Raw genomic sequence first — 20,818 nt, forward strand, 5'->3', positions numbered from 1 at the left:
GGTAACTGAAATGGGTATTTTCAAACTGTTTGCCAACATGCAAATCAAATTCAAACTGATTGCTGCCTTTTTTTTCGTGACGATCCTTTTTACGGTTGTCGCCGGAATCTACCAGTTCTCCAACCAGTCCATTATCAAAGGGTATGACTTTGCCATCGATAATCCCATCGCCGGGGCATTTCGCCTATATGAGGCCAGGTTGCAAATCAACCAGAGTCTGACAAATGGCGAAAAATTTAAAAATACACAAAATATCGAAAACTTAAGAAAAATGGATGAAAACATGAATCAGATGATCACCATCGTCAAGGACGTGCGGAGACTCGCCAAGGCTTCCGGACGAGAAGATCTGATGAAAGTGTTTGACGCCATAATGAAAAAATACGAAGGGTACGAAAAATTATTCGGCCGCTTGATGACGGCGTCGAACAATTCCCATTCATCGGAAACCATCCAGCATCTGATTGAAGAGGAGAGTCAGGTGTTGATGGACCTCGAATCGGAAATTGGAACCATTCAGAATGCCGCATTCAATGATCAAAAATTATTTGTAAAGATGACACAGGACAAATCGAGGAAAATGTCATCCACAGCCATGATTATCGCCGTGTCCGTCGTTTTGGTGGGATTGTGCGTCAGTGTGTTGATGAGCCTCAGCATTTCCAGGCCAATCGTTAAGGCCATAAGGTTTGCCGAAAAAATTGCCCAAGGTGATTTTTCCTCTTCGTTGGAAATCCAGCAAAAGGATGAAATCGGTACACTTTCTGTTTCGCTGAACACGATGAAAGGCAATCTTTCGAACATGATCAACGAATTGAAAGGAACGGCACAACGATTGTCAGGATCCGCCACGCAGTTATCCACCATATCCTCGCAAATGGCTTCCACGTCGGATGAATCCGCCAACATGGCCAACAACGTCGCTGCTGCCTCCGAAGAGATGAGCACCAATTTGAACTCCGTTGCAGCAGCCATGGAAGAGGCCAGCACCAATACCGGAATGGTTGCAACCGCGGCCGAGGAGATGTCATCAACAATCAATGAGATCGCTCAGAATGCAGAGAAGGCCCGCTTGGTTTCTGAGGATGCCGTCGATAAATCCAAAAAAACAGGCATGAAGATGAACGAATTGGGGAACGCCGCCCAGGCCATCGGAAAAGTAACGGAAACCATTACCGAAATTTCCGAGCAGACCAACCTGCTGGCTCTGAATGCAACCATTGAGGCCGCCCGGGCAGGCGAGGCTGGAAAGGGGTTTGCCGTGGTTGCAAATGAAATTAAGGAGTTAGCCAAACAAACGGCCGAAGCGACACTGGATATCAAGACCAAGATCGAAAGTGTCCAGCATACGACCAGTGAAAGCACTTCCCAAATCGATAAAATTTCCAGTGTTATCAACGACATTAATTCAATTGTCGAAACGATCGCCACCGCAGTGGAAGAACAATCTTCCGCAACCCAGGAGATCGCCAGCAACATTGCCCAAGCCTCCACCGGTATCCATGAGGTCAATGAAAATGTCAATAACAGTTCCGAGGCTGCATCGACCATTACCGAAAATATAACACAGGTCAGTACCAAGGTGCATGACGTGGCCGATGCCAGTGGGCAAGTCAACAACAATGCCGAGGAGTTGAATCAACTTTCGGCAACGATAAATGAAATGGTCAATCAATTCAAAGTCTGAAGGAATACAAACTTGTCAAGAAGGGAAAAACATTGGATGCAAATACTGTCTTCAAACGGAATACAAGTACAGATTACAGCCTGATTAATCAAAATCCCAGACTGATTAGAGCCTTTTTAGCAATCGATGGGAAAAGCTCCCTCGAGACGATTGCCAGCACGAATAATTACGAAATTGATGCTCTGATCTCGATCGTTGATCAGATTGAAAAAATGGGATTGATTACCCCGGAGGATGACACCCAAACAAAAGACGACGCGATCCTTTCCGACACATCCTCTGTTGAGTCGCCTGCCGAGGGTCATACGCAAATCGAAGCTGCCGGCGAGCAGCATCATGGTAACCGTACTTATATTTTCCGAGGGGTGCGTGTCGAAGAGTAGACAAGTAAAGATCCGCATCCAAAGGGCATGGCGTTAAAAGATCACCCTTTAAGTGAGACAAGGCCCTGCTCCCAAAATGGGGGCGGGCCGTGTAAGTTGTGCCGCTGGTATAATACTCAGTCGATTGCGGTGTCACCCAAAAACTGGACAATGTGATAAGCTATAGACTATGCCAAAGTCTAAGGAGGATCTGACCATGGGTAAAAAGCGAAACACACACAGCCCCCGATTCAAAGCTAAAGTCCCGCTGGCCGCAGTTGTTCTGCGCAACTATTCATAATGAGTCCACATTCGGATAACCTTCACTATTTTTTCATCCTCAATTACTTCATAGACTAACCGATGCTGGATATTGATACGACGGGAATAGGCGCCAGCCAAATCTCCCACAAGCTTCTCGTAGAAAGGCGGCGTTTGATAAGGATTGTCTCGTAGGATCTCAAGAATTTGTTCAGCCTTTGCCTTAAGGCCGGAGGCAAACAATTTTTTCGCGTCTTTTTGCGCTTGTTTTGTAAAAACGACCTTGTAATTTACCAATCGAGTTCCTCTTTGCAATCCTCAACTGGTGTTGCCAAACCTTCACGAATTGACTCGCGCATGCCTGGGATGTTTAACAGGTACATTGTTTCTTGGATTGCCCGCCAATCGTCCTCGGACAGCAGAACAGCATTACCTCTTTTACTTGTAATTACAATAGGTTCATGAGAAATGGATGTTTGGTCAATAAGACGGTAAAGTTTCGATCTTGCCTCAGTGGCTGATAAAGTCGGCATAAATCACCTCAACGTATTTTTAGATAACGTACGCCAATACGTACGTTTTGTCAAGAACTTTACAGGCGGAACGATAAGTCGTACATTCCGCACCCCAACGAACACCTCTGTGGGTCATTTAATTGTTGTTCAAGGAACGGTAAACGCGTCAGCAGTGACGCCCAGCGCCTTCAAATACTCCAACTGAAATGGTTTTAAAGGTTTCGCCAACTGCCTGTGTTTGCCGATGGTAATGACCATGATCGAAGTAAACTTGGTTGTCATCATGAGGGCGGTCGGTTTTCTTGTTTGCCGGCGCACCCATCCGGGCATTTCGCAGTCGTTGGTTTCGACATACTGGCGCATGGAACGCTCCATCAAGCGCCAAATAAAAAGAGAGATTAACAATACCAAACCCAATACTTCGATCCGCCGGGCCTTCTTCAAAAAGATGCTGTTTACGATGGCTGGATCTTTCAGGAAACTGAAATTTTTTTCAATACCGATTTGGCTTTTGTACAACGAAAGGGGGTATAATAGGGACGTCTATGCTTTCATACTTTCTTAGTTATCAGCTCGAATCGATTCTCTTTTTCAATTCGTTCGCCGCGTTTTGAAGAGCGACTCGCCGCTGGCTGGCTTATGTTGAGCCGCTTGGAGATCTCGATGGTGGTCATACCAAGTTTCCGATGCGCCCAAAAACATAACAGCGAGCGGGCCTGGACGGTCTGGGGAGACTTCCCGTAGGCGGTTACCTGGTCCGGCTCAATGTTCATCACTTCCGCAACTCTTCGTATCACCTGGTCAAAATCAATTCCCCGGGATTTCAACAGATACTTTTCTTCAAGTGCCTCCTGGGCCGATGCAAGAACAGTTTCAACAAAATCACTGTCACCCAGGATACGCTCATCCCCTTTGACGCGAATGCCTGCTTTCCGTAAGTTCTTGAGTCCTGTCCAACCGCCTATACTTCGCAATAGTCCGCCGCCTGTTAAATCCGGGCGCTTCCCTTCGGAAATGCCATTTACCACAAATCTTCGGTAGCTTATACGGGCTTCCCTTTTTCGGCTGGAAAACAGGCGGTAGACGTATTCGATATTCTGCCACGGCTGTTCGCTTTTTCCCATAAGCACACTGTGACCACACCATGGATAGGCATCTAAGGCTTTAATGTCATCCACTAAACCGGCTCTCAATGGATTCAGGTGAATATAGCGGACCAGTTCTCTAAGGTAAGGATCTTCCTGACACAAAATGGATTTGTAGCGGTTCTGAAAAAGCTGTCCGTGACGCTTGTATTTACGATTAAACCAACCGGCGTACCCAGTAAGGAGGCGGCTCATGAAAACGGAAATGGGAGCGGAGCCGGTTCTCAGCAATAAATGCACATGGTTGTCGAGCATTGCCCAGGCAAAACAATTGGTACTCGTCTCGGAAACCAGAACCGGCATACGGTTCAAAAAGTTTTTCCGATCAAAATCGGAGCGGAATATTTTCCGTCGCTCGATTCCCCTGATGATAACATGATGCAACGCCCCTGCGGCATCGATTCTTGCTTTCCGTGGCATGCTTACTCTTTATCATAGGTGGGCATGCACTGTAAAGTATGAAAGCATAGACGTTATATATTAAAATCATTACGGAATACACCGCCACAAGTAGTATAAAAATAGAAGCCTTTTCGCGTAGAAAAAGAGAAAACTTCCTGATAGATAATGAGAAATAATTGGGCTTATAGGATTACAGGAGGTTACAGAAATGGACGACATTGCCCGCTTTGAAATGTTTTGTAAACTTCGCGCTGAAATTCGCGGCTCGGACAACCACCTGATCGTCGGAATCGATATTGCCAAAGATAAACATCACGCTTTTTTCGGTACAGCCAAAGGTCAGTCACTATGGCGGCGCCTGATTTTTACCAACGATCTGACAGGATTTAACCGGCTCATCGAACAGGCGAATACACTCATGACCCAGCATAACCTGACATCGGCCGTGTTCGGCATGGAACCGACCAGCAACTACCACAAGCCGCTGGTCCACTGGCTTACCGAGCAAGGTCATTTGGCTGTCCTTGTGGGCGGCAAGGCGGTGAAGGATAACCGTGAACTGCTCGATGGGCGCTGGGACAAAAACGATACCAAGGATAGCGCCAATGTGGCTGATCTGATCAGTTAAGGCAAGTGCCTGTTCTATGAAAATCCAGAGGCAGACATGCTAACCCTGCGCAACCTTTTGTCAGTCCGCCGGCAGCTGAAAAAAGAAGATCATCGCTTACGAATGCGCATCCGCAACGGCTTGCTGGCCAAATACTTCCCTGAAATGGATCGCCACTGGGGATCGTGCTTAACTGAAAACCTGGCCATCGTCCGGTGGTATCTGGACCCGCGTCAGATTGCCGCAACCGAGTTCGACGTTTTTGTTCGCCATGTCACAACAACCACTCGGGGGGCACGTCAGGTGAGTCGTTTGAGAAAAATCTACAATGCAGCTGAACATTCCATCGGGCTTCCCGTGGATGACGCAGCCCGATAAGCGCTGGCGAATAGTGTAACGGAAGGTTTTACAAAATACAGTAACAAATTTATACCCCGCTGGCAAAGCTACCCCGCTGCTGTGCGATCCGGATATCCCGCCCGGGAATGAAATGGACATACCCCGCACTTTTGAAAAAATATCCCCCCTGTATTATGAAGTGAATCACCACAAAACACTAATAAACAGGAGGGATAAGCGATGCCGCCGACAGCGACATACAATGATATTAGAGCATATCAGGAAAAAGTAGAAAAGGATAAAATCACACCGCACAGCCTTCCGCCATGCCCGCGCTGTCAGGTTGAGTCCAGATTTTTCAAATTGCATGCATACCGCGAACGCCGGTTTTTGATTATCGTTGAGTTGCTTGTCGAAGCCGTGCTTTGCACATTGGTGCGCTTCAGGTGCCCGGATTGCGGAAAGACCATCACGTGCTATCCGGATTTTGCCATTGCTAACAAGCATTACACCCGCCAGAGCATTGAAAGCTTCAGCCGCGCCTATGTGCAAGATGATCACAAGACCTACGAAGATGCGGTAATGACCGATGATGGTGTCCCCGAACGGCCGGTCAGCGGCCAGGCCCTGGCACCATCGAGCGTCCATCGCTGGATCAGCACATTAGCCGATCTTACCTGCGATGGGATAAAAAAATCACTTCCAAAAAGCAGCGTTGCACAGTCTTTTGAAAATCTGGATCTGATACAAATCCCTGAAAGAAAGTACAAAACCCCCAAAAGGAAGCATTGCCTTTTTGTCTGCTGGTGGTTTTTCAAGACGGTGGCGTTTTTGAACAAATCGGATTTCACCGACTTTGCAATAACATCTGTGTGAACTTGATATACGGTGCCTTCATAACGCCCCAACTTGAACGGGCGAGCACAAAAGGAGACTGCGATTATGGGTTCATACACGGATGGTTTTTTAAAAAGGCTGCGCAATGAGATCGATATTGACCAGATGATCCACACCTTGGCACTAGAAACGCGAACCGGTACAAACTACCTCCGGTTTCGCTGTCCGGTTTGCCACGGATTTCACACGGCGACCAACCCAAAAACCAACCTGGCTAGATGCTTCGAGTGCAAAATTAATTTTAATCCCATTGATTTGGTCATGGCGGTCACCGCCCAAAGCTTCGTGGAAACGGTTGAGTATTTGAAACCTCATCTGACCGATACCCGCACAAATGGATAGGAATCGGGTACAGAAAATGGCTCTGTCCAAAAGGCGCCTTTCGCAGCTGGAATCGGTGATTAAACAATATCGACAGGATTTTTATGCCGTTGGAAAAGCGCTCAGAGAGATCCGCGATGGCCGGCATTATCACAAGCTGACCTTTAACAGCTTTGAAAGTTATCTCAGGCGTCGATGGGATATGGGCCGCTCTACTGCCTACCGGCTCATTGAGGCCGCTGCGGTGATCGATAACCTGTCGCCAATTGGGGAGGTGTTGCCCAAAAACGAATCACAGGCCCGGCCCCTCACCCGGATAGATGCCTTTAGCCAAAGAAGGGTGTGGCGCGATTTTTTAGAAACCGGCCAAACGCTCACCGCGGTGAATATCAAAAAGTTCGTATCGGCTCACTTGGGTGAGCAAAAAACCAAAGCGGCCTTTCGCGAGGTCATCAGCACCGATTACCAAAAAGCCGTGCGTGCGATGCTCTGTCAGATCCGCATTGCGCAAAATGACGGCTGGAGAAAAACGTCACAAAAAACCGCTTTGTATTGGAACAATGTGATGAAAGAGAAAATATTGTGGCGATAGAGCAGGACATCTCAACGCTTTCTTTAGATGATCAATTCATGATCTTGCTGCATAAAAAGATTATGAACAAGACCGGTTCGGCCAAGCGCCGCGCCAAAAAGTATTATGTGGACCAGTATAAAAAAACAGGTATCATCCCCAAGCCACTGCTGCTTGCCGGCCGCGGCATCATGGAGGGCCGAAAATGCAGCGGACGGCCGCGTGCGCTGTCTTGTGACGTAAAAAACCGCTTTATTCAAATGGTCAAAGCCGCCTGTGATGCCGATGACGACAATTTTATCTACGTTACCCGAAAGGCGCGAAAGATCACGATCTTTCATCAATTTCTGGAAGAAGAATTTGAGAAAAAGATCTCCATACACGCCCTTTACCGTCTGGTTCGCCAGGAAAACCTGCATCTGTATTTGAAAAAGCCCGATTTTGATGAACTGCCGGCCAAGGGGTTTTTCAACCCCGAGGACATTTTTGATTTGGTGCAGGTTGACGGCTGCAGCTTTCAGTACATCAAAATCAAAGATGAAAACGGAAAGTGGCGTAAACCGCAGGTGATCGAATTTTATGATACCGGATCGCGGTATATGTTCGTATTGGAACTGTATTTTTCGGAAACCAGCCTCAATGCGCTGGATCTGTTTACCCGGTTTTTACTGTACGGGCCGTTTCCCAAAAAACGCATCCGGCTGCGTCCGGATCGCGCCAAAGGGTTTTTGAACCTGAAGCGGCTATCCACGAACTGAACATCAAATACTCGCTGCCCGATGGATTTTATATGGAGCCGGACTTTACCGGCCCAAGGTCACCGAAGCACAAGGTGCATCTGGAGTCGAGCCATCGCAGTCTGCATCATTTTGAGATCCGTATCATTAAAAAGTTTGCCGACAAAATCTTAAAAACCGAACCGGGATGGGCCTTAAAGGCAATAAAAAAGAGCCCATTGTCGTTACCTTTCTGGACATCAGCCTCGATCAGTTAAGACACAGCCGGATGCTTGAATTGTATCGCCGGCAGCACAATGAAAGCCTTCACCGATTTACCGAGGCCGGTAAATCGGTAAAATGGGTACCCAGGGAAAAGCTTGCGGCATATTTGTCGGATCAGGATACCCTGGCATTTGATCCGGATCACGTGCAGGGCTTTATCCGCTATGGATTTGATAAGCGAAAAGCCGTTGTCTCCACGCAAAAAACCATCACCTACGACAAACAGAAATATACCGTGGTTGTGGGGGCTGAGAAATTCAGTTCGCACAAAAGCACGCCCGTTCAGGTGTCTTGCTGCAACAACAAACTCTATATTTTTGAGCCCCAAAAAGACGGCGTTTTTTTGGGCGAGGCATTGTGCCAGCAGCGGTCGGAAAAACCCAAATCCGTGGTGGAAAAGTCAGAAAAAAGGCTGAAACAAAATGAGGTTGAACAGATTGCTGCATATCTTGAAGCCAGGCAAATGAGCGTTGATATGAAAAGCCTGATTGCCTGCTACCGAAACGGACTGACGTTTGATATCGCAAAGGCCGTCTTTGAAAACAACACGAAACGCTATGATCGGCTTGTGGCCAAGCTAGACGAGCCAGACAGAGCCGGTTTTGTGCGCTTCAACGCATTTGCCATCGATTATTATCGGTATCGGCGAAATCAGCTTGCACCGGGCAAGGCGAGTGGGCCATGAAAAAAAAGCGCAAAGAACACTTCATCAATGACAAGCGTCGGGTATCGTATCTGAGCAGCGTCTATACCCGCATGTACCGGGGCAAAAGCGTGTTGATTGAGGGCGCCTACGGCGCCGGCAAGACCCGCTTTTTACAATTGATCCAGCCGAAAAAATTAAAACCGGTTTGGCTCGAATCACTGGACAACAAACATGAAATCCTGGCATCAATCCTTCAGGAGCTAAATTATGAAGGTGTGGCAACCCATTGGCACACGTCCCGGAATCTGAAAAAAATCTGCAGCCTGACCGGTTTTTTTATTGTAATCGATGAGGCCAATGATCTGGATCGCCGGGTCTGGCCGTATTTTAAAAGAATTATTGATGCATACATCCCGATGGTTTTTGCAGGCTTGCCCAAGGTCAGAACGTATCTGGCCAGTGAACATCCGGATATTCTCAGCCGTTTAAAGGTACTGACGATTTATCCTATCATCGTTGAAGACTTTATTGCCGAGTATAAAAATTTTTCTTCGGAAGCCATTGAGCAGATATATGCCGCCACCGACGGTGATATGCGAAAATTTGAAGAAATCTGCATAGAATGCCAGGATAAGGCCAAGGAGCTCAAGTATAGCCTTGTGGATATCAATTTAGCCCTGACAGTCCTCACCGATCTTCCCTCCAACCATTGATCCGACTTTAGCCGATACCGATCCAACCCCCTTCATTTTAAGCTTTAACCCGAGGATCTGAACAAAATCCCCATCATTTAGATTGCATACTTCCGGGGGCTTTTGACCGGAATCAGTCAAAAAATGAAAAATGACAGAAAACCGAGCCGGTTTTTTGCATTTGGATGTCATCTTGTAAGAGAAGTAAACTATCGATATCTTAGGGGCATGCAAAATGCGAGCATTATTATTTTGCGAACATTGGCGTTACACTATTCGCCAGCGCTTAGCCCGATATGAAGCGACCATGCTGGTGGAGCGCTTCAAGTCTGTCGAGGAACAACTTGCCAGTGTCATGGATCAGGTAAAGTCCGTATGTAATCGTTTGCCTGCATACAAGCTGTTACTGACTATTCCCGGGTTCGGTGTTTACATTGCGCCCCTGGTACTATCTGCCCTGGCCAATCCCATGCGGTTTAAAAGCCGCAAGCAAGTGATCCGTCTGGCCGGTCTGGATCTCAACGCCAGCCGCAGTGGGAAAAAAAGCAAGGAGAAGGTTCCGGTGATTTCCAAAAGAGGCGATTCTGAGCTGCGCTACGGGCTGTATCAGGCTGCGTTAATCGCCTCCTATCACAATGATGCCTTCCGCCGTATCTACAACCGCATGCTGGAAGGCCGCCAAGGGGAGCGAGGAATCAAGACAAAGGCCCGCGTAAAGATCGCAGCCAAAATGCTGGTGATTGCCTGGACCATGCTGAAAAATAACGAACCGTTCAATCCAAACTATCTGCTGGCAGAGCCCGTTCATCCCCGTTGAAACATTGATTTCGGGAGGGACAATCCTGGGCCTGCCAGCTCCATCTAAGAAGTAATACATCTCGATGAAGTGAGGATGAGATTGAACAGCTGACACAAGCACCGCTTTAACATTTTCGGCGAGAGAGCCCGTCCATAGACGTAGAGGCGAAAGAACCTCGTGAGGGACAATCAGTGGGCCTCTCTTCCGAACTTGAGAATCTGGATAAGGAATGATTGGCGGATCCGCAGGTTCGGGTCATGCCGGATAAACGTAACGATCAGATCAAAAGTTCGCCGAAGGAAGAGAATACCTCGCCAACCCTTTTATAAAATCAACAAGAGAGGTGCGTATTTTAAACCAGTCCGTTTATAAACAATTGTTTTTACAGTATTAATTTTTTTGTTGACATAAGGAATATAGAATATCCCTATTATATCCCTTTACGATTAAACCAACCGGCGTACCCAGTAAGGAGGCGGCTCATGAAAACGGAAATGGGAGCGGAGCCGGTTCTCAGCAATAGATGCACATGGTTGTCGAGCATTGCCCAGGCAAAACAATTGGTACTCGTCTCGGAAACCAGAACCGGCATACGGTTCAAAAAGTTTTTCCGATCAAAATCGGAGCGGAATATTTTCCGTCGCTCGATTCCCCTGATGATAACATGATGCAACGCCCCTGCGGCATCGATTCTTGCTTTCCGTGGCATGCTTACTCTTTATCATAGGTGGGCATGCACTGTAAAGTATGAAAGCATAGACGTTATATATTAAAATCATTACAGAATACACCGCCACAAGTAGTATAAAAATAGAATCTTTTTCGCGTAGAAAAAGAGAAAACCTCCTGATAGATAATGAGAAAAAATTGGGCTTATAGGATTACAGGAGGTTAAAGAAATGGACGACATTGCCCGCTTTGAATTGTTTTGTAAACTCCGTAGCCAGATTCGGGGCTCGGACAACCACCTGATCGTCGGAATCGATATTGCCAAGGACAAGCACCATGCTTTTTTCGGCACCCCCAAAGGCCAGTCACTGTGGCGGCGCCTGATTTTTACCAACGATCTGACAGGGTTTAACCGGCTCATCGAACAGGCGGATACACTCATGACCCAGCACAACCTGAAATCGGCCGTGTTCGGCATGGAACCGACCAGCAACTACCACAAACCGCTGATCCACTGGCTTACCGAGCAAGGTCATTTGGTTGTCCTTGTGGGTGGCAAGGCGGTGAAGGACAACCGGGAACTGCTCGATGGGCGCTGGGACAAAAACGATACCAAGGACAGCGCTAATGTGGCTGATCTGATCAGTCAGGGCAAGTGCCTGTTCTATGAAAATCCAGAGGCCGACATGTTGGCCCTGCGCAACCTTTTGTCAGTCCGCCGGCAGCTGAAAAAAGAAGATCATCGCCTACGAATGCGCATCCGCAACGGTCTGCTGGCCAAATACTTCCCTGAAATGGATCGCCACTGGGGATCGTGCATAACTGAAAACCTGGCCATCGTCCGGTGGTATCTGGACCCGCGTCAGATTGCCGCAACCGAGTTCGACGTTTTTGTCCGCCATGTCACGACCACCGACCGGGGCGCACGTCAGGCGAGTCGTTTGAGAAAAATCTACAATGCGGCTGAACATACCATCGGGCTTCCCGTGGATGACGCAGCCCGATATGAAGCGACAATGCTGGTGGAGCGTTTCAAGTCTGTCGAGGAACAACTTGCCAGTGTCATGGATCAGGTAAAGTCCGTATGTAATCGTTTGCCCGCATACAAGCTGTTACTGACCATTCCCGGGTTCGGTGTTTATATTGCGCCCCTGGTACTATCTGCCTTGGCCAATCCAATGCGGTTTAAAAGTCGCAAGCAGGTGATCCGGCTGGCCGGTCTGGATCTCAACGCCAGCCGCAGCGGCAAAAAAAGTAAGGAGAAGGTTCCGGTGATTTCCAAAAGAGGCGATTCTGAGCTGCGCTACGGGCTGTATCAGGCTGCGTTAATCGCCTCCTATCACAATGATGCCTTCCGCCGTATCTACAACCGCATGCTGGAAGGCCGCCAAGGGGAGCGAGGAATCAAGACAAAGGCCCGCGTAAAGATCGCAGCCAAAATGCTGGTGATTGCCTGGACCATGCTGAAAAATAACGAACCGTTCAATCCAAACTATCTGCTGGCAGAGCCCGTTCATCCCCGTTGAAACATTGATTTCGGGAGGGACAATCCTGGGCCTGCCAGCTCCATCTAAGAAGTAATACATCTCGATGAAGTGAGGATGAGATTGAACAGCTGACACAAGCACCGCTTTAACATTTTCGGCGAGAGAGCCCGTCCATAGACGTAGAGGCGAAAGAACCTCGTGAGGGACAATCAGTGGGCCTCTCTTCCGAACTTGAGAATCTGGATAAGGAATGATTGGCGGATCCGCAGGTTCGGGTCATGCCGGATAAACGTAACGATCAGATCAAAAGTTCGCCGAAGGAAGAGAATACCTCGCCAACCCTTTTATAAAATCAACAAGAGAGGTGCGTATTTTAAACCAGTCCGCTTATAAACAATTGTTTTTACAGTATTAATTTTTTTATTGACATAAGGAATATAGAATGTCCCTATTATATCCTTCATCGTTTCTCAATAGTTCGATGTCCTGTAGGCAGGATCCGCCAACCAGGTAATTATAGCTAATATTGAGGATATGGTCAGATTCATGATATGGCAGGTGGCGTTCGAGCAATTGCATGTGATTATCGATTTCATCGATCAAGCCACTACGAACAGCTAACTGATGGATGTTGCCGATTCCGCCATAGGCAGTACCCTGATGACGTCCGTCGATGTCATAGACAATATTACTTCCGGTCATCATCGGTTTCAGTTGATGTGGCCATTGTTTCTTTTTGATGCGCTTATTGATTTTTTGCTTGCGTTTTGCCAACTTTTTGATGATACTTTTTTTCACTCGAAATGTTCCTTTCTCTTCAGTTATTTTTTTTGATCAAACATCTAATAAACTGAATTAAAGGATATTTCGAGTTTTTTTTGAGAAATGAGTAAAAAATTCTCGCTTATTTTGGGATTAGCCAAATGGCTTCTGGTTTGGGTGCCGAATATACGTTATGTACCCTCTACGCAAAAAAAAAGCGCCCCATTCGCTGTTTTCTCAACGAAAGACTGGAATAAAAATTAGTACAAAAAAAATAACTACTAAAAAGCAGTAAATAATTTTTTCTGCATAACTTTTACTTAAAAACTCTTTTAGTACAAACAAGGAATACAAAAGAGCTGTAACAGCTCCAACTATCCATATTATATCAAAAATACGGTTGTAGTCTTCTTTACTGAACTCATAAATTACATTTATCATTGGTAAAATAACAACCCCACCAGCTCCCATAACGATAAAGAAAATACAAAAAGGCGCTACTATATTTCGTTCAAGTTTCATTGTTTATACCTTAGTAAATTTAATTATATGGGGTATTTTGAAGTAAGGCATCAGCTGCATTTATTGAGCCTAAGCTGTTTAAATACTGATCCGCATTTCCCCAGTAAGTATTACCAAATTTACCTCCTCCCTCTAGTAAACGATATCCAAACTCATTGTATCTATGAGGAACTGTCGCCATCCTTGATGCACGGATACTCATTAAGTCTATTGTTAAATCTGTAATAGTTGCAAGCTGCTGTGCAGTTTCATTACACGGGGCAGCGATATCAGCTATATCGTTCAAAAATGCCCCTCTACTGACAGGTCCTTCATCTTGTAAAGCAGCTGTTAAATTTCTGAAATTAGCTGTTGCTGCATAAGAGGATTTAAAAACAACCACACCACCTAATACTGCGCCAGTTCCACCAGTTCCAACGGCAAACACAGCACCACCAATTACACCTAAAGAATTCCCAATTAATGCGGAGCCTGAACGAAGTGCTTGCCCAAAATCTACTAATCCAAAGGGGTCAATAGAATTAACCGGATCATTTTGGGCATATCCAAAAAGATCAGTATCGCCACCGGCGAATCCGATTGGGTCTTTGGCAGTCCAACGCCCAGTATCCGGATCATAGTCCCGATAGCCGAATCTTACAAGTCCAGTGTCCCGATCATGCAATCCTCCGGCAAATCCAAAGGGAATAGCAAAGGAACTGTCGGTGTCGGCCAGGATGTTTCCAAATGAATCGTAATCGATGCGCTTGACCACATTTCCGGATCCGTCGGTGACGGTACGCAGTGAACCAACCTGGTCATAAGCCAGATAATAGGTGACCCCACCCTGGATCATTGCAACAGGTATGCGGGCGTCGGCATATTCAAAACGCTGGATCAGATTGTCGGAACCATCGTAAACGGCCAGCAGCCTTGTCATCCCTTGCCAAAGGTATTTTTCCACTATAATGCCGTCAATGCGCTTGGCGATCCGTCGGCCCAGGGGATCGTGGTCGTAGATAACGACGCTTCCATCCGGAAGGTTTACCTGTAGCAACTCTCCTCGGAGGGAATAACGGTAGGTGGTAACATCAGAGCCGGCTGTTTTGCTGGTTAAAAAACCGTCCAGGTCGTACTGATAGCTTGCACTGCCGGCTGTTAGTAGATGGTCTTCATCTGAATAGCTGAGACTGCGACTGTTGATGCCTTTTAAAGTGTTGGTTTCCGAGATGCGCGTACCGTTCAAATCATAGGTATAGTTCTCTACCAGAGCACCGTCTTTATTCACGGTTACCAATCGTCCCATTAAATCGTAGGAGTAATCGTAATTGGCGGTGATACCATCGACGGCCTCGGTCTTCTGGATGATGCGTCCGCTATTGTCGCGGGTCACGGTCCACTGCACGATTGTGTTGCCGCTTACATTAACGGTTTGACCGTCCAATTCACCATAGCCGTTGAAGGTGCGGTCGATAGTAAGAGAATTTCCAGTGATTGCTTCCGGCAAACCGTTGCCAGCGTTTCGCGTGATGGTATAAGCGCCAGCCGAGGTCAATAACCCGTCATTGTCATACTCATAGGAAGCGGAATCACCTGCGTAGGCAAAGTCGGCAACGGCGAAATCATTATTGTATTCGTAGGCCAAAGTCTGGCTCAGTGTCCCGCTGATTATTTCGGAAGTTACCAATTTGCCATCATATTCATAGGTAATGGACTGGAAACCGCTTGTAATCGAATTGATCTTCGTGCCACATAAATAGCTGTAGTCGATATTACCTTCCGGAGTCTGTACCTGCATCAGCCTGGTAGTATCGTAGACATTGAAAAGCTGCTTGCCGGATGGAAATTTTGTTTGAATCAAGCGGCGATCAGCATCATAGAGGTATGAATAGCTGCCGCTAATGGGCGTCTGATATGACTTTGTCAAATTGACTCCATTAAATCCAAAACCATGGCTGACATCCGACGGGTTGGTGAGTACAGTCATATTACCGTTCCCATCGTATGAGAAAAAGATATTGCTGAAATCCGGTCGATAGGCAGCGGTCAATCGTCCAACGGAATCGTAGCCATAGGTGGTCGTAGACCCTCGCGGATCGGTGATAGTCTCAATGTTCCCCTCATTATCATAAGTAAAACGGATTTGGCGGGCATTTGTCAGAATCGAAGTCAACCGCCCTCGATTGTCGTAGCCATATTCAGTATCAAATAAATTCGGGATGCTGATGCTGTTGGTCAATAAATTATCGGCGTCATAGTTGATGGTAACCGTCCTTCCTACAGGAGAGGATATGGTTCTCTGAGATTGGAGGATATCATTCTGGATGGTTATCGATTTATAGTTGATGGATACGGTTTCGGTGATCAGATCCGAGACTTCATCAAAATCGGTATCCTCATAGCTCTTATCCTTTTGTGTTACCCTTGACAGCCCACTGGGCGTAGTTTCGGTCATTTCTTTAACAAATTTAAATTTGTATTCAGAATCAAGATCATATTTAAAATATAGGTCCATTCCGCAAGGAAGGGATTTGTTCACTTTTAAGCCATCACCAGTCCTACTAAATACCGTTTGAGCACCCGTTGGTTGGGTTATGGTGGAGTTGTAAGCCCCCCATGAGTAAGACTTATCCAAATACGTCGTCAAATTTCCTTCGCCGGTCAACACCTCTGTCAGAACGGCACCGTTTTCTTGAGCAGTCCTTTTATACCTCCAGTGCCCACCTTCATCATCAGTGGCATCGGTTAGCCTTCCAGATTCATCATATTGGTGTTCGAAGCGGTTCCTTCCTGGTTCTACTTTAGCAAGCAACAAGCCATCATTTGTATATTCAAATTCATATGCGCTTCCATCCGGATATGTGATATGAGTCAAATCATTATCAGAATTTATTGTCAGCTTCGTTGTAAGACCATCTGGAGAAATAATTGAGGAGGGAGTGCCATCTCCAAACCGGTTAATCGTTATCTGATTGCCGAACTGATCGGCAATTGATATAAGGTGATCGTTTTCATCATACTCGAATTCACGTAGGGTTACTCCGTTATCAAGATCAATTGTGGATTGATGAAGTCCGGATATGGAAATGATGTGACCGATACCGCTTTTCTCCGCAAAAGGGACATCTCCTATGTTCAGTGAAGCTTCAAATATGGAAGGAGGACATATTTTTCTGACACGACTGTTATTTGTATCGGCGATAAAAAGGCTCCCCGCACTGTCAATGGCAACTCCAAAAGGCTGATAAAGACCGGCATTTATAGCAATCCCTCCATCTCCATAAAACCCCCACGAGCCAGTACCTGCGACTGTGCTAATAATTCCATTTGCATCCACTTTCCGAATACATTGATTATTCGAATCTGCAATAAATAAGCTACCGACACTGTCAACCGTAATACCACGTGGATCATTCAATTTGGCAGTGATCGCCGGATCGTTATCGCCACTATAGCCTGCTTCCCCCGTACCTGCTACAGTAATGATAATTCCACTCGGAGTAACCTTGCGAATACGGTTATTCGATGAATCGGCAATAAATAGGTTACCATCATGGTCTACAACTACACTTCGCGGAAAATACAAATTAGCTTCAATGGCGAAGCCACCGTCTCCGCCAAAATTTCCTTCACCGTTTCCTGCTATGGTAGTGATACAACCGCTTGGGTCAACTTTTCGGATTCGATGGTTGCAGGAATCAGCAATATATAAATTCCCAACATTGTCTACGGCAACACCATGCGGTGAACACAATCCGGAGTTAGTTGCAGGACCATCATCACCGCTAAACCCAGGAGATCCATTACCTGCTATTGTGGTAATATTTCCGTTAATGTCAAGTTTTCGAACGCGATGGTTTTCTGAATCGGCGATAAAGAGGTTCCCAAGGCTATCCGTTGCCATACCGATAGGCCTTGAAAGAGTATTATCAGTGGGGAACCCCTCACCTTCACTGTTTTCCTCGGCACCAACCCCAGCTACAGTAGTGATGATGCCGTTGCTACAATGTACCTTACGAACACGGTTGTTCTCGGTATCGGCGATAAAAACATTTCCGGCACTGTCCACAGCTACAGCTTCGGGGAAAAAAAGGCTAGCGTCAGTTGCCAAACTGCCATCGCCACACAAGTCATCGTCTGACGCGTCCTCTTCACCACCCTCAGGCAACTCCCCTGTGATTGCAGCAATAGAAAAGATTGAAGGATTAACATCGTCGCAGATACCATAACCTACAGCACCATTTCCCGCTACAGTTTCGATAATTCGGATACTATTTTTGAGTATTGTACCGTCACCTTTCTTTAAAAGGTTAGGATTGGTAGGGCTAACTTGGTGATATGAAGACAGTGTCCACCCCTTAGCAATGTCATTTTCCCCTCCATATTTACAATCGACTAGTAATTCATTATGCTTCCATAAAACCATTTCTTTTCGGGCGGGAATGTCTGTGATTTCATTTCCAGCTTGTGCAAAAGCTTTTGTAGTGGTTGTGGATGCACCACTATAGTTGTATTTATATGCAAAACCAACGCTAATATGGGCTATTGTTCGGCCTCTGACTATTCGGCCCAAATAGTCCAAACCATCCCAAATAAACTGTGTTTTTTGATTTGGTAAAGTTTCCAATTCTTTTTCAAACCGTCTACCTGCCAATTCTACTTTTACATGTATTCTCTGGATAAAGGATTGAATTTTATCCCCACTGGCAGGAACGGATACTATTGTTTTATATCCTTCTACTCGGTTACTTTCATAGTGAAGTTCAATATCAGTTCCAGGCAAATAAACATCTTCGTGAAAAATTCGGCTTCTATCCTCAACAAAAGAACCGGTAAAAGTTAAGCAATCCTCCTCAAGTTCTTGGTCAATATCCGGCTCACCTTTTGGGTTTGGAATCATTGCAGGTGCAGGAAGCCCCGGAGAAAAGTTGCCATCCCAGGGGGTGAAATGAGAGGCCAATATTCGCCAAAATGTACTATTTGGCTGGTATACGTTTTTATTATTAAGGCCGATTACTTCATTGTGATATCTTCCGTCCTTGTCAAGATCGTTTGGTTGGTCATCGCCATCCGAATCCAAGGCATCTATCACCCCGTCTGAATCCGTATCTAATAGCCGTACTACGATTCCGTTATCCGCTGGTACCCAAACGCCGTGATCACGGTCATAGTACCCCACCGGCACGACTTCTCCCACATCAAATCCAAGAAAGTTGTCAACATAGGTCACCACTGGTTTATCAAAACGAACCCGCTGGGCCTCATCAACACTAAACTCTACACAGTAAGTAAATGCTGAATTTGGCGGCAGTTTAGCCGGCATGGATTCAGGTGTCACAAATTCTGTTGCACGTGTAGTAATTGTTGTTAATTCCTGAATGTCATTGCCGTTTTCATCCACCAGCCAAGCACGGTTGTCCCCAGTAAATATCACAGTGGTAGATCTGGATCCGAATTCGTCGGATACCAGTGTACTGCGATGGGTCACCACCGTATCCGCGTTACCATCGAAAACTACAGTCGTGGCCACGGTATCCTGGGGTATCATTTGAATAGTCTCAGCAATGGCGATGTCGTTCCAGGGTACATTAACCTGACGATGGGAAGTGATCAGTCCGTCTTTTTGATAAACGACGGTCATTACGGAACCACCCTCAACGGGTATTGAGAAACGCCCCTGGTCATCCGTGGTTGCCGTGCCATATTGTGAATGGCCGTGAATGGTCACGGATACACCAGCAATCGGCAGATCAAAAGCATCCTGGACTAAACCGGTGATAACCGAAAAGCGTTTCGAATCATAGGCTTCGATGATCGCATCCGGTGGAATCAGATCCTCGTACTGTTGACCGAAGGAGCCGTCCGGTTGGGGATCGACGACCGATTTTACCATAACCATGGCTTGGGCGCTGGCCGTACCTCCAGGACCGGTTACGGTGATTGTATAGGTGGTGGTCCCTTCAGGGGTGACCGTGATCGAACCGGTTATATCAACACTGCCGATTTCCTGATCGATACTTGCGGCATCCGCATCAGATGAATCCCAAGACAAAGTGGTTGGCTCACCGTATGTAATGGTCTGCGGGCTAACTGAAAGGCTCACTGTCGGTGGATTGTAAACCGTAATGGTCACTTCATCAGTAATCGTCCATCCGGAACCACTGGCGGTAATGGTATAAATGGTGGTCTCGTTGGGTGACACAGATACCGAACCTTCAGGGGCTACACTGCCGATATCCGGCTCGATCACGCAACTGTCGGAATAGGATGAAGTCCATGACAAAGTTGTCGATTCACCGGCGAGAATGCTAATGGCACCGGCACTGATACTCACTGCCGGTGGATAATTGACCATAACGGTGACCGCAGCGGTCGTCGTTCCTCCCGGTCCAGTGGCCGTCATGGTATAGGTCGTCGTTTCTGTCGGAAAGACATCGGTTGAGCCATTGGTGTCCACTTCTCCGATGCCGTTATCGATGCCGACGCTTTCCGCATCAGAGGTTTCCCAAGTCAGAGTGGCTGATTCACCGCTGAGAATAGTATCGGGATCGGCAGAAAAAGTAACCCGTGGTTGGATAACCGTCCCCCCTGCTTGACTGACCAAGATGCTCACCGAGGCACCAGGCTTGCCTCTCAGAAACACCACTATCCGATTGCGTGCCTTTGGTAAGCATGCTTTCTGATAAGTAATTTCATCTCCCTTGAAAAAAGACCCCAGGGAAATATATCTGCCATTGAACAGGACAAACCCGCCGTTGATTTCTTTGTCAGGCGTGTTTTTAGTAACAGTAATGCTTCCGTCGCCGGGATCATCAACGCTAAAGACGTGGTTGGAAAAGTGCATATGCCATCTGCTGATCTGTAAGGATTCAGGTCCGAATACGATCTGGTCATTTGCCGACAAGGCCGTTATAGAAGTTAAAGAGACCACACAAACAGCAAGATAAAAGAAAAGATTTCGAGACATTAGATCCCTCCTGCAAAGATGAAGGTTCTGCTGTCTTTTCAGAGCTGGTCAGGTCTGAAGACAGCAGTCTGATCTACTGTTGCTGAATCTGAATAGATGAATACCAGTGTGGAAAAGTATTTGATGGCAAAGGTAGAGCAGACTAACTTCCAGGATGAGATCCGACAGGCTTGTTAAACTATGGTAG

General features: G+C 46.7%; 19 protein-coding genes and 1 pseudogene. 12 read left to right on the forward strand and 8 right to left on the reverse strand.

The genetic code is table 11. From position 1 onward, the window contains the following. Window positions 1-10: 10 nt before the first annotated feature. Both Dvar_RS35130 and Dvar_RS35135 read left to right on the forward strand, forming a co-directional pair. Window positions 11-1,687, forward strand: a complete 1,677-nt coding sequence (locus Dvar_RS35130) for a methyl-accepting chemotaxis protein (protein WP_419657866.1) — start codon at window positions 11-13, stop codon at window positions 1,685-1,687. 32 nt (window positions 1,688-1,719) lie between these two features. Next, window positions 1,720-2,070, forward strand: coding sequence for a hypothetical protein (locus Dvar_RS35135; RefSeq protein ID WP_419657868.1), 351 nt, complete (start codon window positions 1,720-1,722; stop codon window positions 2,068-2,070). Window positions 2,071-2,340: 270 nt separating this feature from the next. Here Dvar_RS35135 and Dvar_RS35140 read toward each other — a convergent pair whose 3' ends face one another. The 4 genes from Dvar_RS35140 to Dvar_RS35155 all read right to left on the reverse strand — a co-directional run bounded on the left by Dvar_RS35140 (window position 2,341) and on the right by Dvar_RS35155 (window position 4,354). Then, window positions 2,341-2,607, reverse strand: a complete 267-nt coding sequence (locus Dvar_RS35140) for a Txe/YoeB family addiction module toxin (RefSeq protein WP_419657870.1) — start codon at window positions 2,605-2,607, stop codon at window positions 2,341-2,343. After that, on the reverse strand, window positions 2,601-2,843 hold the full coding sequence (locus Dvar_RS35145; protein WP_419657872.1) for a type II toxin-antitoxin system Phd/YefM family antitoxin: 243 nt from the start codon (window positions 2,841-2,843) through the stop codon (window positions 2,601-2,603). The genes Dvar_RS35140 and Dvar_RS35145 overlap by 7 nt, the downstream gene beginning before the upstream one ends. Before the next feature lie 129 nt (window positions 2,844-2,972). Further along, complete coding sequence (locus Dvar_RS35150; protein ID WP_419657874.1) at window positions 2,973-3,188, reverse strand: hypothetical protein; 216 nt, start codon at window positions 3,186-3,188, stop codon at window positions 2,973-2,975. 188 nt (window positions 3,189-3,376) lie between these two features. Next, window positions 3,377-4,354: a transposase gene (locus Dvar_RS35155; RefSeq protein ID WP_419657876.1), complete on the reverse strand. Its 978-nt coding sequence runs from the start codon at window positions 4,352-4,354 to the stop codon at window positions 3,377-3,379. A 226-nt stretch (window positions 4,355-4,580) separates the two neighbouring features. Between Dvar_RS35155 and Dvar_RS35160 the strand changes: the two genes are divergently transcribed. The 9 genes from Dvar_RS35160 to Dvar_RS35200 all read left to right on the forward strand — a co-directional run bounded on the left by Dvar_RS35160 (window position 4,581) and on the right by Dvar_RS35200 (window position 10,263). Further along, a complete protein-coding gene (locus Dvar_RS35160; RefSeq protein ID WP_419657877.1) occupies window positions 4,581-5,000 on the forward strand; it encodes an IS110 family transposase in 420 nt (139 codons plus the stop codon). A gap of 36 nt (window positions 5,001-5,036) precedes the next feature. Next, entirely contained in the window at window positions 5,037-5,357 is a 321-nt protein-coding gene (locus Dvar_RS35165; protein ID WP_419657879.1) for a hypothetical protein, read from the forward strand. A gap of 201 nt (window positions 5,358-5,558) precedes the next feature. Further along, window positions 5,559-6,194, forward strand: a complete 636-nt coding sequence (locus Dvar_RS35170) for a hypothetical protein (protein WP_419656557.1) — start codon at window positions 5,559-5,561, stop codon at window positions 6,192-6,194. A gap of 66 nt (window positions 6,195-6,260) precedes the next feature. Next, a complete protein-coding gene (locus tag Dvar_RS35175) occupies window positions 6,261-6,557 on the forward strand; it encodes a CHC2 zinc finger domain-containing protein (protein WP_419656558.1) in 297 nt (98 codons plus the stop codon). A gap of 16 nt (window positions 6,558-6,573) precedes the next feature. After that, on the forward strand, window positions 6,574-7,128 hold the full coding sequence (locus Dvar_RS35180) for a DNA methylase (protein ID WP_419656559.1): 555 nt from the start codon (window positions 6,574-6,576) through the stop codon (window positions 7,126-7,128). Then, the gene (locus Dvar_RS35185) at window positions 7,119-7,865 is read left to right on the forward strand and encodes a hypothetical protein (protein ID WP_419657881.1); all 747 of its coding nucleotides are present in this window, start codon (window positions 7,119-7,121) and stop codon (window positions 7,863-7,865) included. Before Dvar_RS35180 ends, Dvar_RS35185 begins: the two co-directional genes overlap by 10 nt. Window positions 7,866-8,031: 166 nt before the next feature. Further along, complete coding sequence (locus Dvar_RS35190) at window positions 8,032-8,793, forward strand: hypothetical protein (protein WP_419657882.1); 762 nt, start codon at window positions 8,032-8,034, stop codon at window positions 8,791-8,793. Then, window positions 8,790-9,467 carry an ATP-binding protein gene (locus Dvar_RS35195; protein WP_419656561.1) on the forward strand — a complete coding sequence of 226 codons (678 nt, stop codon included), beginning with the start codon at window positions 8,790-8,792 and terminating at the stop codon, window positions 9,465-9,467. Before Dvar_RS35190 ends, Dvar_RS35195 begins: the two co-directional genes overlap by 4 nt. A 214-nt stretch (window positions 9,468-9,681) precedes the next feature. Beyond that, complete coding sequence (locus tag Dvar_RS35200) at window positions 9,682-10,263, forward strand: transposase (protein ID WP_419657884.1); 582 nt, start codon at window positions 9,682-9,684, stop codon at window positions 10,261-10,263. A gap of 412 nt (window positions 10,264-10,675) precedes the next feature. On the opposite strand, the gene Dvar_RS35205 is transcribed toward Dvar_RS35200, so the two are convergent. Beyond that, window positions 10,676-10,954 carry a transposase gene (locus Dvar_RS35205; protein ID WP_419657886.1) on the reverse strand — a complete coding sequence of 93 codons (279 nt, stop codon included), beginning with the start codon at window positions 10,952-10,954 and terminating at the stop codon, window positions 10,676-10,678. Window positions 10,955-11,144: 190 nt separating this feature from the next. Here Dvar_RS35205 and Dvar_RS35210 point away from each other — a divergent pair, with 190 nt between their 5' ends. Then, window positions 11,145-12,440, forward strand: coding sequence for an IS110 family transposase (locus Dvar_RS35210; protein ID WP_419657888.1), 1,296 nt, complete (start codon window positions 11,145-11,147; stop codon window positions 12,438-12,440). Window positions 12,441-12,854: 414 nt separating this feature from the next. Here Dvar_RS35210 and Dvar_RS35215 read toward each other — a convergent pair. The 3 genes and pseudogenes from Dvar_RS35215 to Dvar_RS35225 form a co-directional block, all read right to left on the reverse strand. Then, window positions 12,855-13,199, reverse strand: a pseudogene (locus Dvar_RS35215) (IS1380 family transposase); the annotation flags it as partial. 201 nt (window positions 13,200-13,400) lie between these two features. Beyond that, window positions 13,401-13,685: a hypothetical protein gene (locus Dvar_RS35220; RefSeq protein ID WP_419657890.1), complete on the reverse strand. Its 285-nt coding sequence runs from the start codon at window positions 13,683-13,685 to the stop codon at window positions 13,401-13,403. 19 nt (window positions 13,686-13,704) lie between these two features. After that, complete coding sequence (locus Dvar_RS35225) at window positions 13,705-20,631, reverse strand: RHS repeat-associated core domain-containing protein (protein ID WP_419657892.1); 6,927 nt, start codon at window positions 20,629-20,631, stop codon at window positions 13,705-13,707. Window positions 20,632-20,818 lie beyond the last annotated feature (187 nt).

The organism is Desulfosarcina variabilis str. Montpellier (assembly GCF_048565275.1).
GTDB classification, from domain to species: Bacteria; Desulfobacterota; Desulfobacteria; order Desulfobacterales; family Desulfosarcinaceae; genus Desulfosarcina; species Desulfosarcina variabilis.

Coding starts and splice junctions, on each gene's coding strand:
- Dvar_RS35145 (WP_419657872.1), bottom strand. CDS start 2,843: ATGCCGACTTTATCAGCCACTGAGGCAAGATCGAAACTTTACCGTCTT.
- Dvar_RS35210 (WP_419657888.1), top strand. CDS start 11,145: ATGGACGACATTGCCCGCTTTGAATTGTTTTGTAAACTCCGTAGCCAG.
- Dvar_RS35220 (WP_419657890.1), bottom strand. CDS start 13,685: ATGAAACTTGAACGAAATATAGTAGCGCCTTTTTGTATTTTCTTTATC.
- Dvar_RS35175 (WP_419656558.1), top strand. CDS start 6,261: ATGGGTTCATACACGGATGGTTTTTTAAAAAGGCTGCGCAATGAGATC.
- Dvar_RS35200 (WP_419657884.1), top strand. CDS start 9,682: ATGCGAGCATTATTATTTTGCGAACATTGGCGTTACACTATTCGCCAG.
- Dvar_RS35195 (WP_419656561.1), top strand. CDS start 8,790: ATGAAAAAAAAGCGCAAAGAACACTTCATCAATGACAAGCGTCGGGTA.
- Dvar_RS35225 (WP_419657892.1), bottom strand. CDS start 20,631: ATGTCTCGAAATCTTTTCTTTTATCTTGCTGTTTGTGTGGTCTCTTTA.
- Dvar_RS35180 (WP_419656559.1), top strand. CDS start 6,574: ATGGCTCTGTCCAAAAGGCGCCTTTCGCAGCTGGAATCGGTGATTAAA.
- Dvar_RS35150 (WP_419657874.1), bottom strand. CDS start 3,188: ATGCGCCAGTATGTCGAAACCAACGACTGCGAAATGCCCGGATGGGTG.
- Dvar_RS35190 (WP_419657882.1), top strand. CDS start 8,032: ATGGGCCTTAAAGGCAATAAAAAAGAGCCCATTGTCGTTACCTTTCTG.
- Dvar_RS35160 (WP_419657877.1), top strand. CDS start 4,581: ATGGACGACATTGCCCGCTTTGAAATGTTTTGTAAACTTCGCGCTGAA.
- Dvar_RS35205 (WP_419657886.1), bottom strand. CDS start 10,954: ATGCCACGGAAAGCAAGAATCGATGCCGCAGGGGCGTTGCATCATGTT.
- Dvar_RS35165 (WP_419657879.1), top strand. CDS start 5,037: ATGCTAACCCTGCGCAACCTTTTGTCAGTCCGCCGGCAGCTGAAAAAA.
- Dvar_RS35170 (WP_419656557.1), top strand. CDS start 5,559: ATGCCGCCGACAGCGACATACAATGATATTAGAGCATATCAGGAAAAA.
- Dvar_RS35130 (WP_419657866.1), top strand. CDS start 11: ATGGGTATTTTCAAACTGTTTGCCAACATGCAAATCAAATTCAAACTG.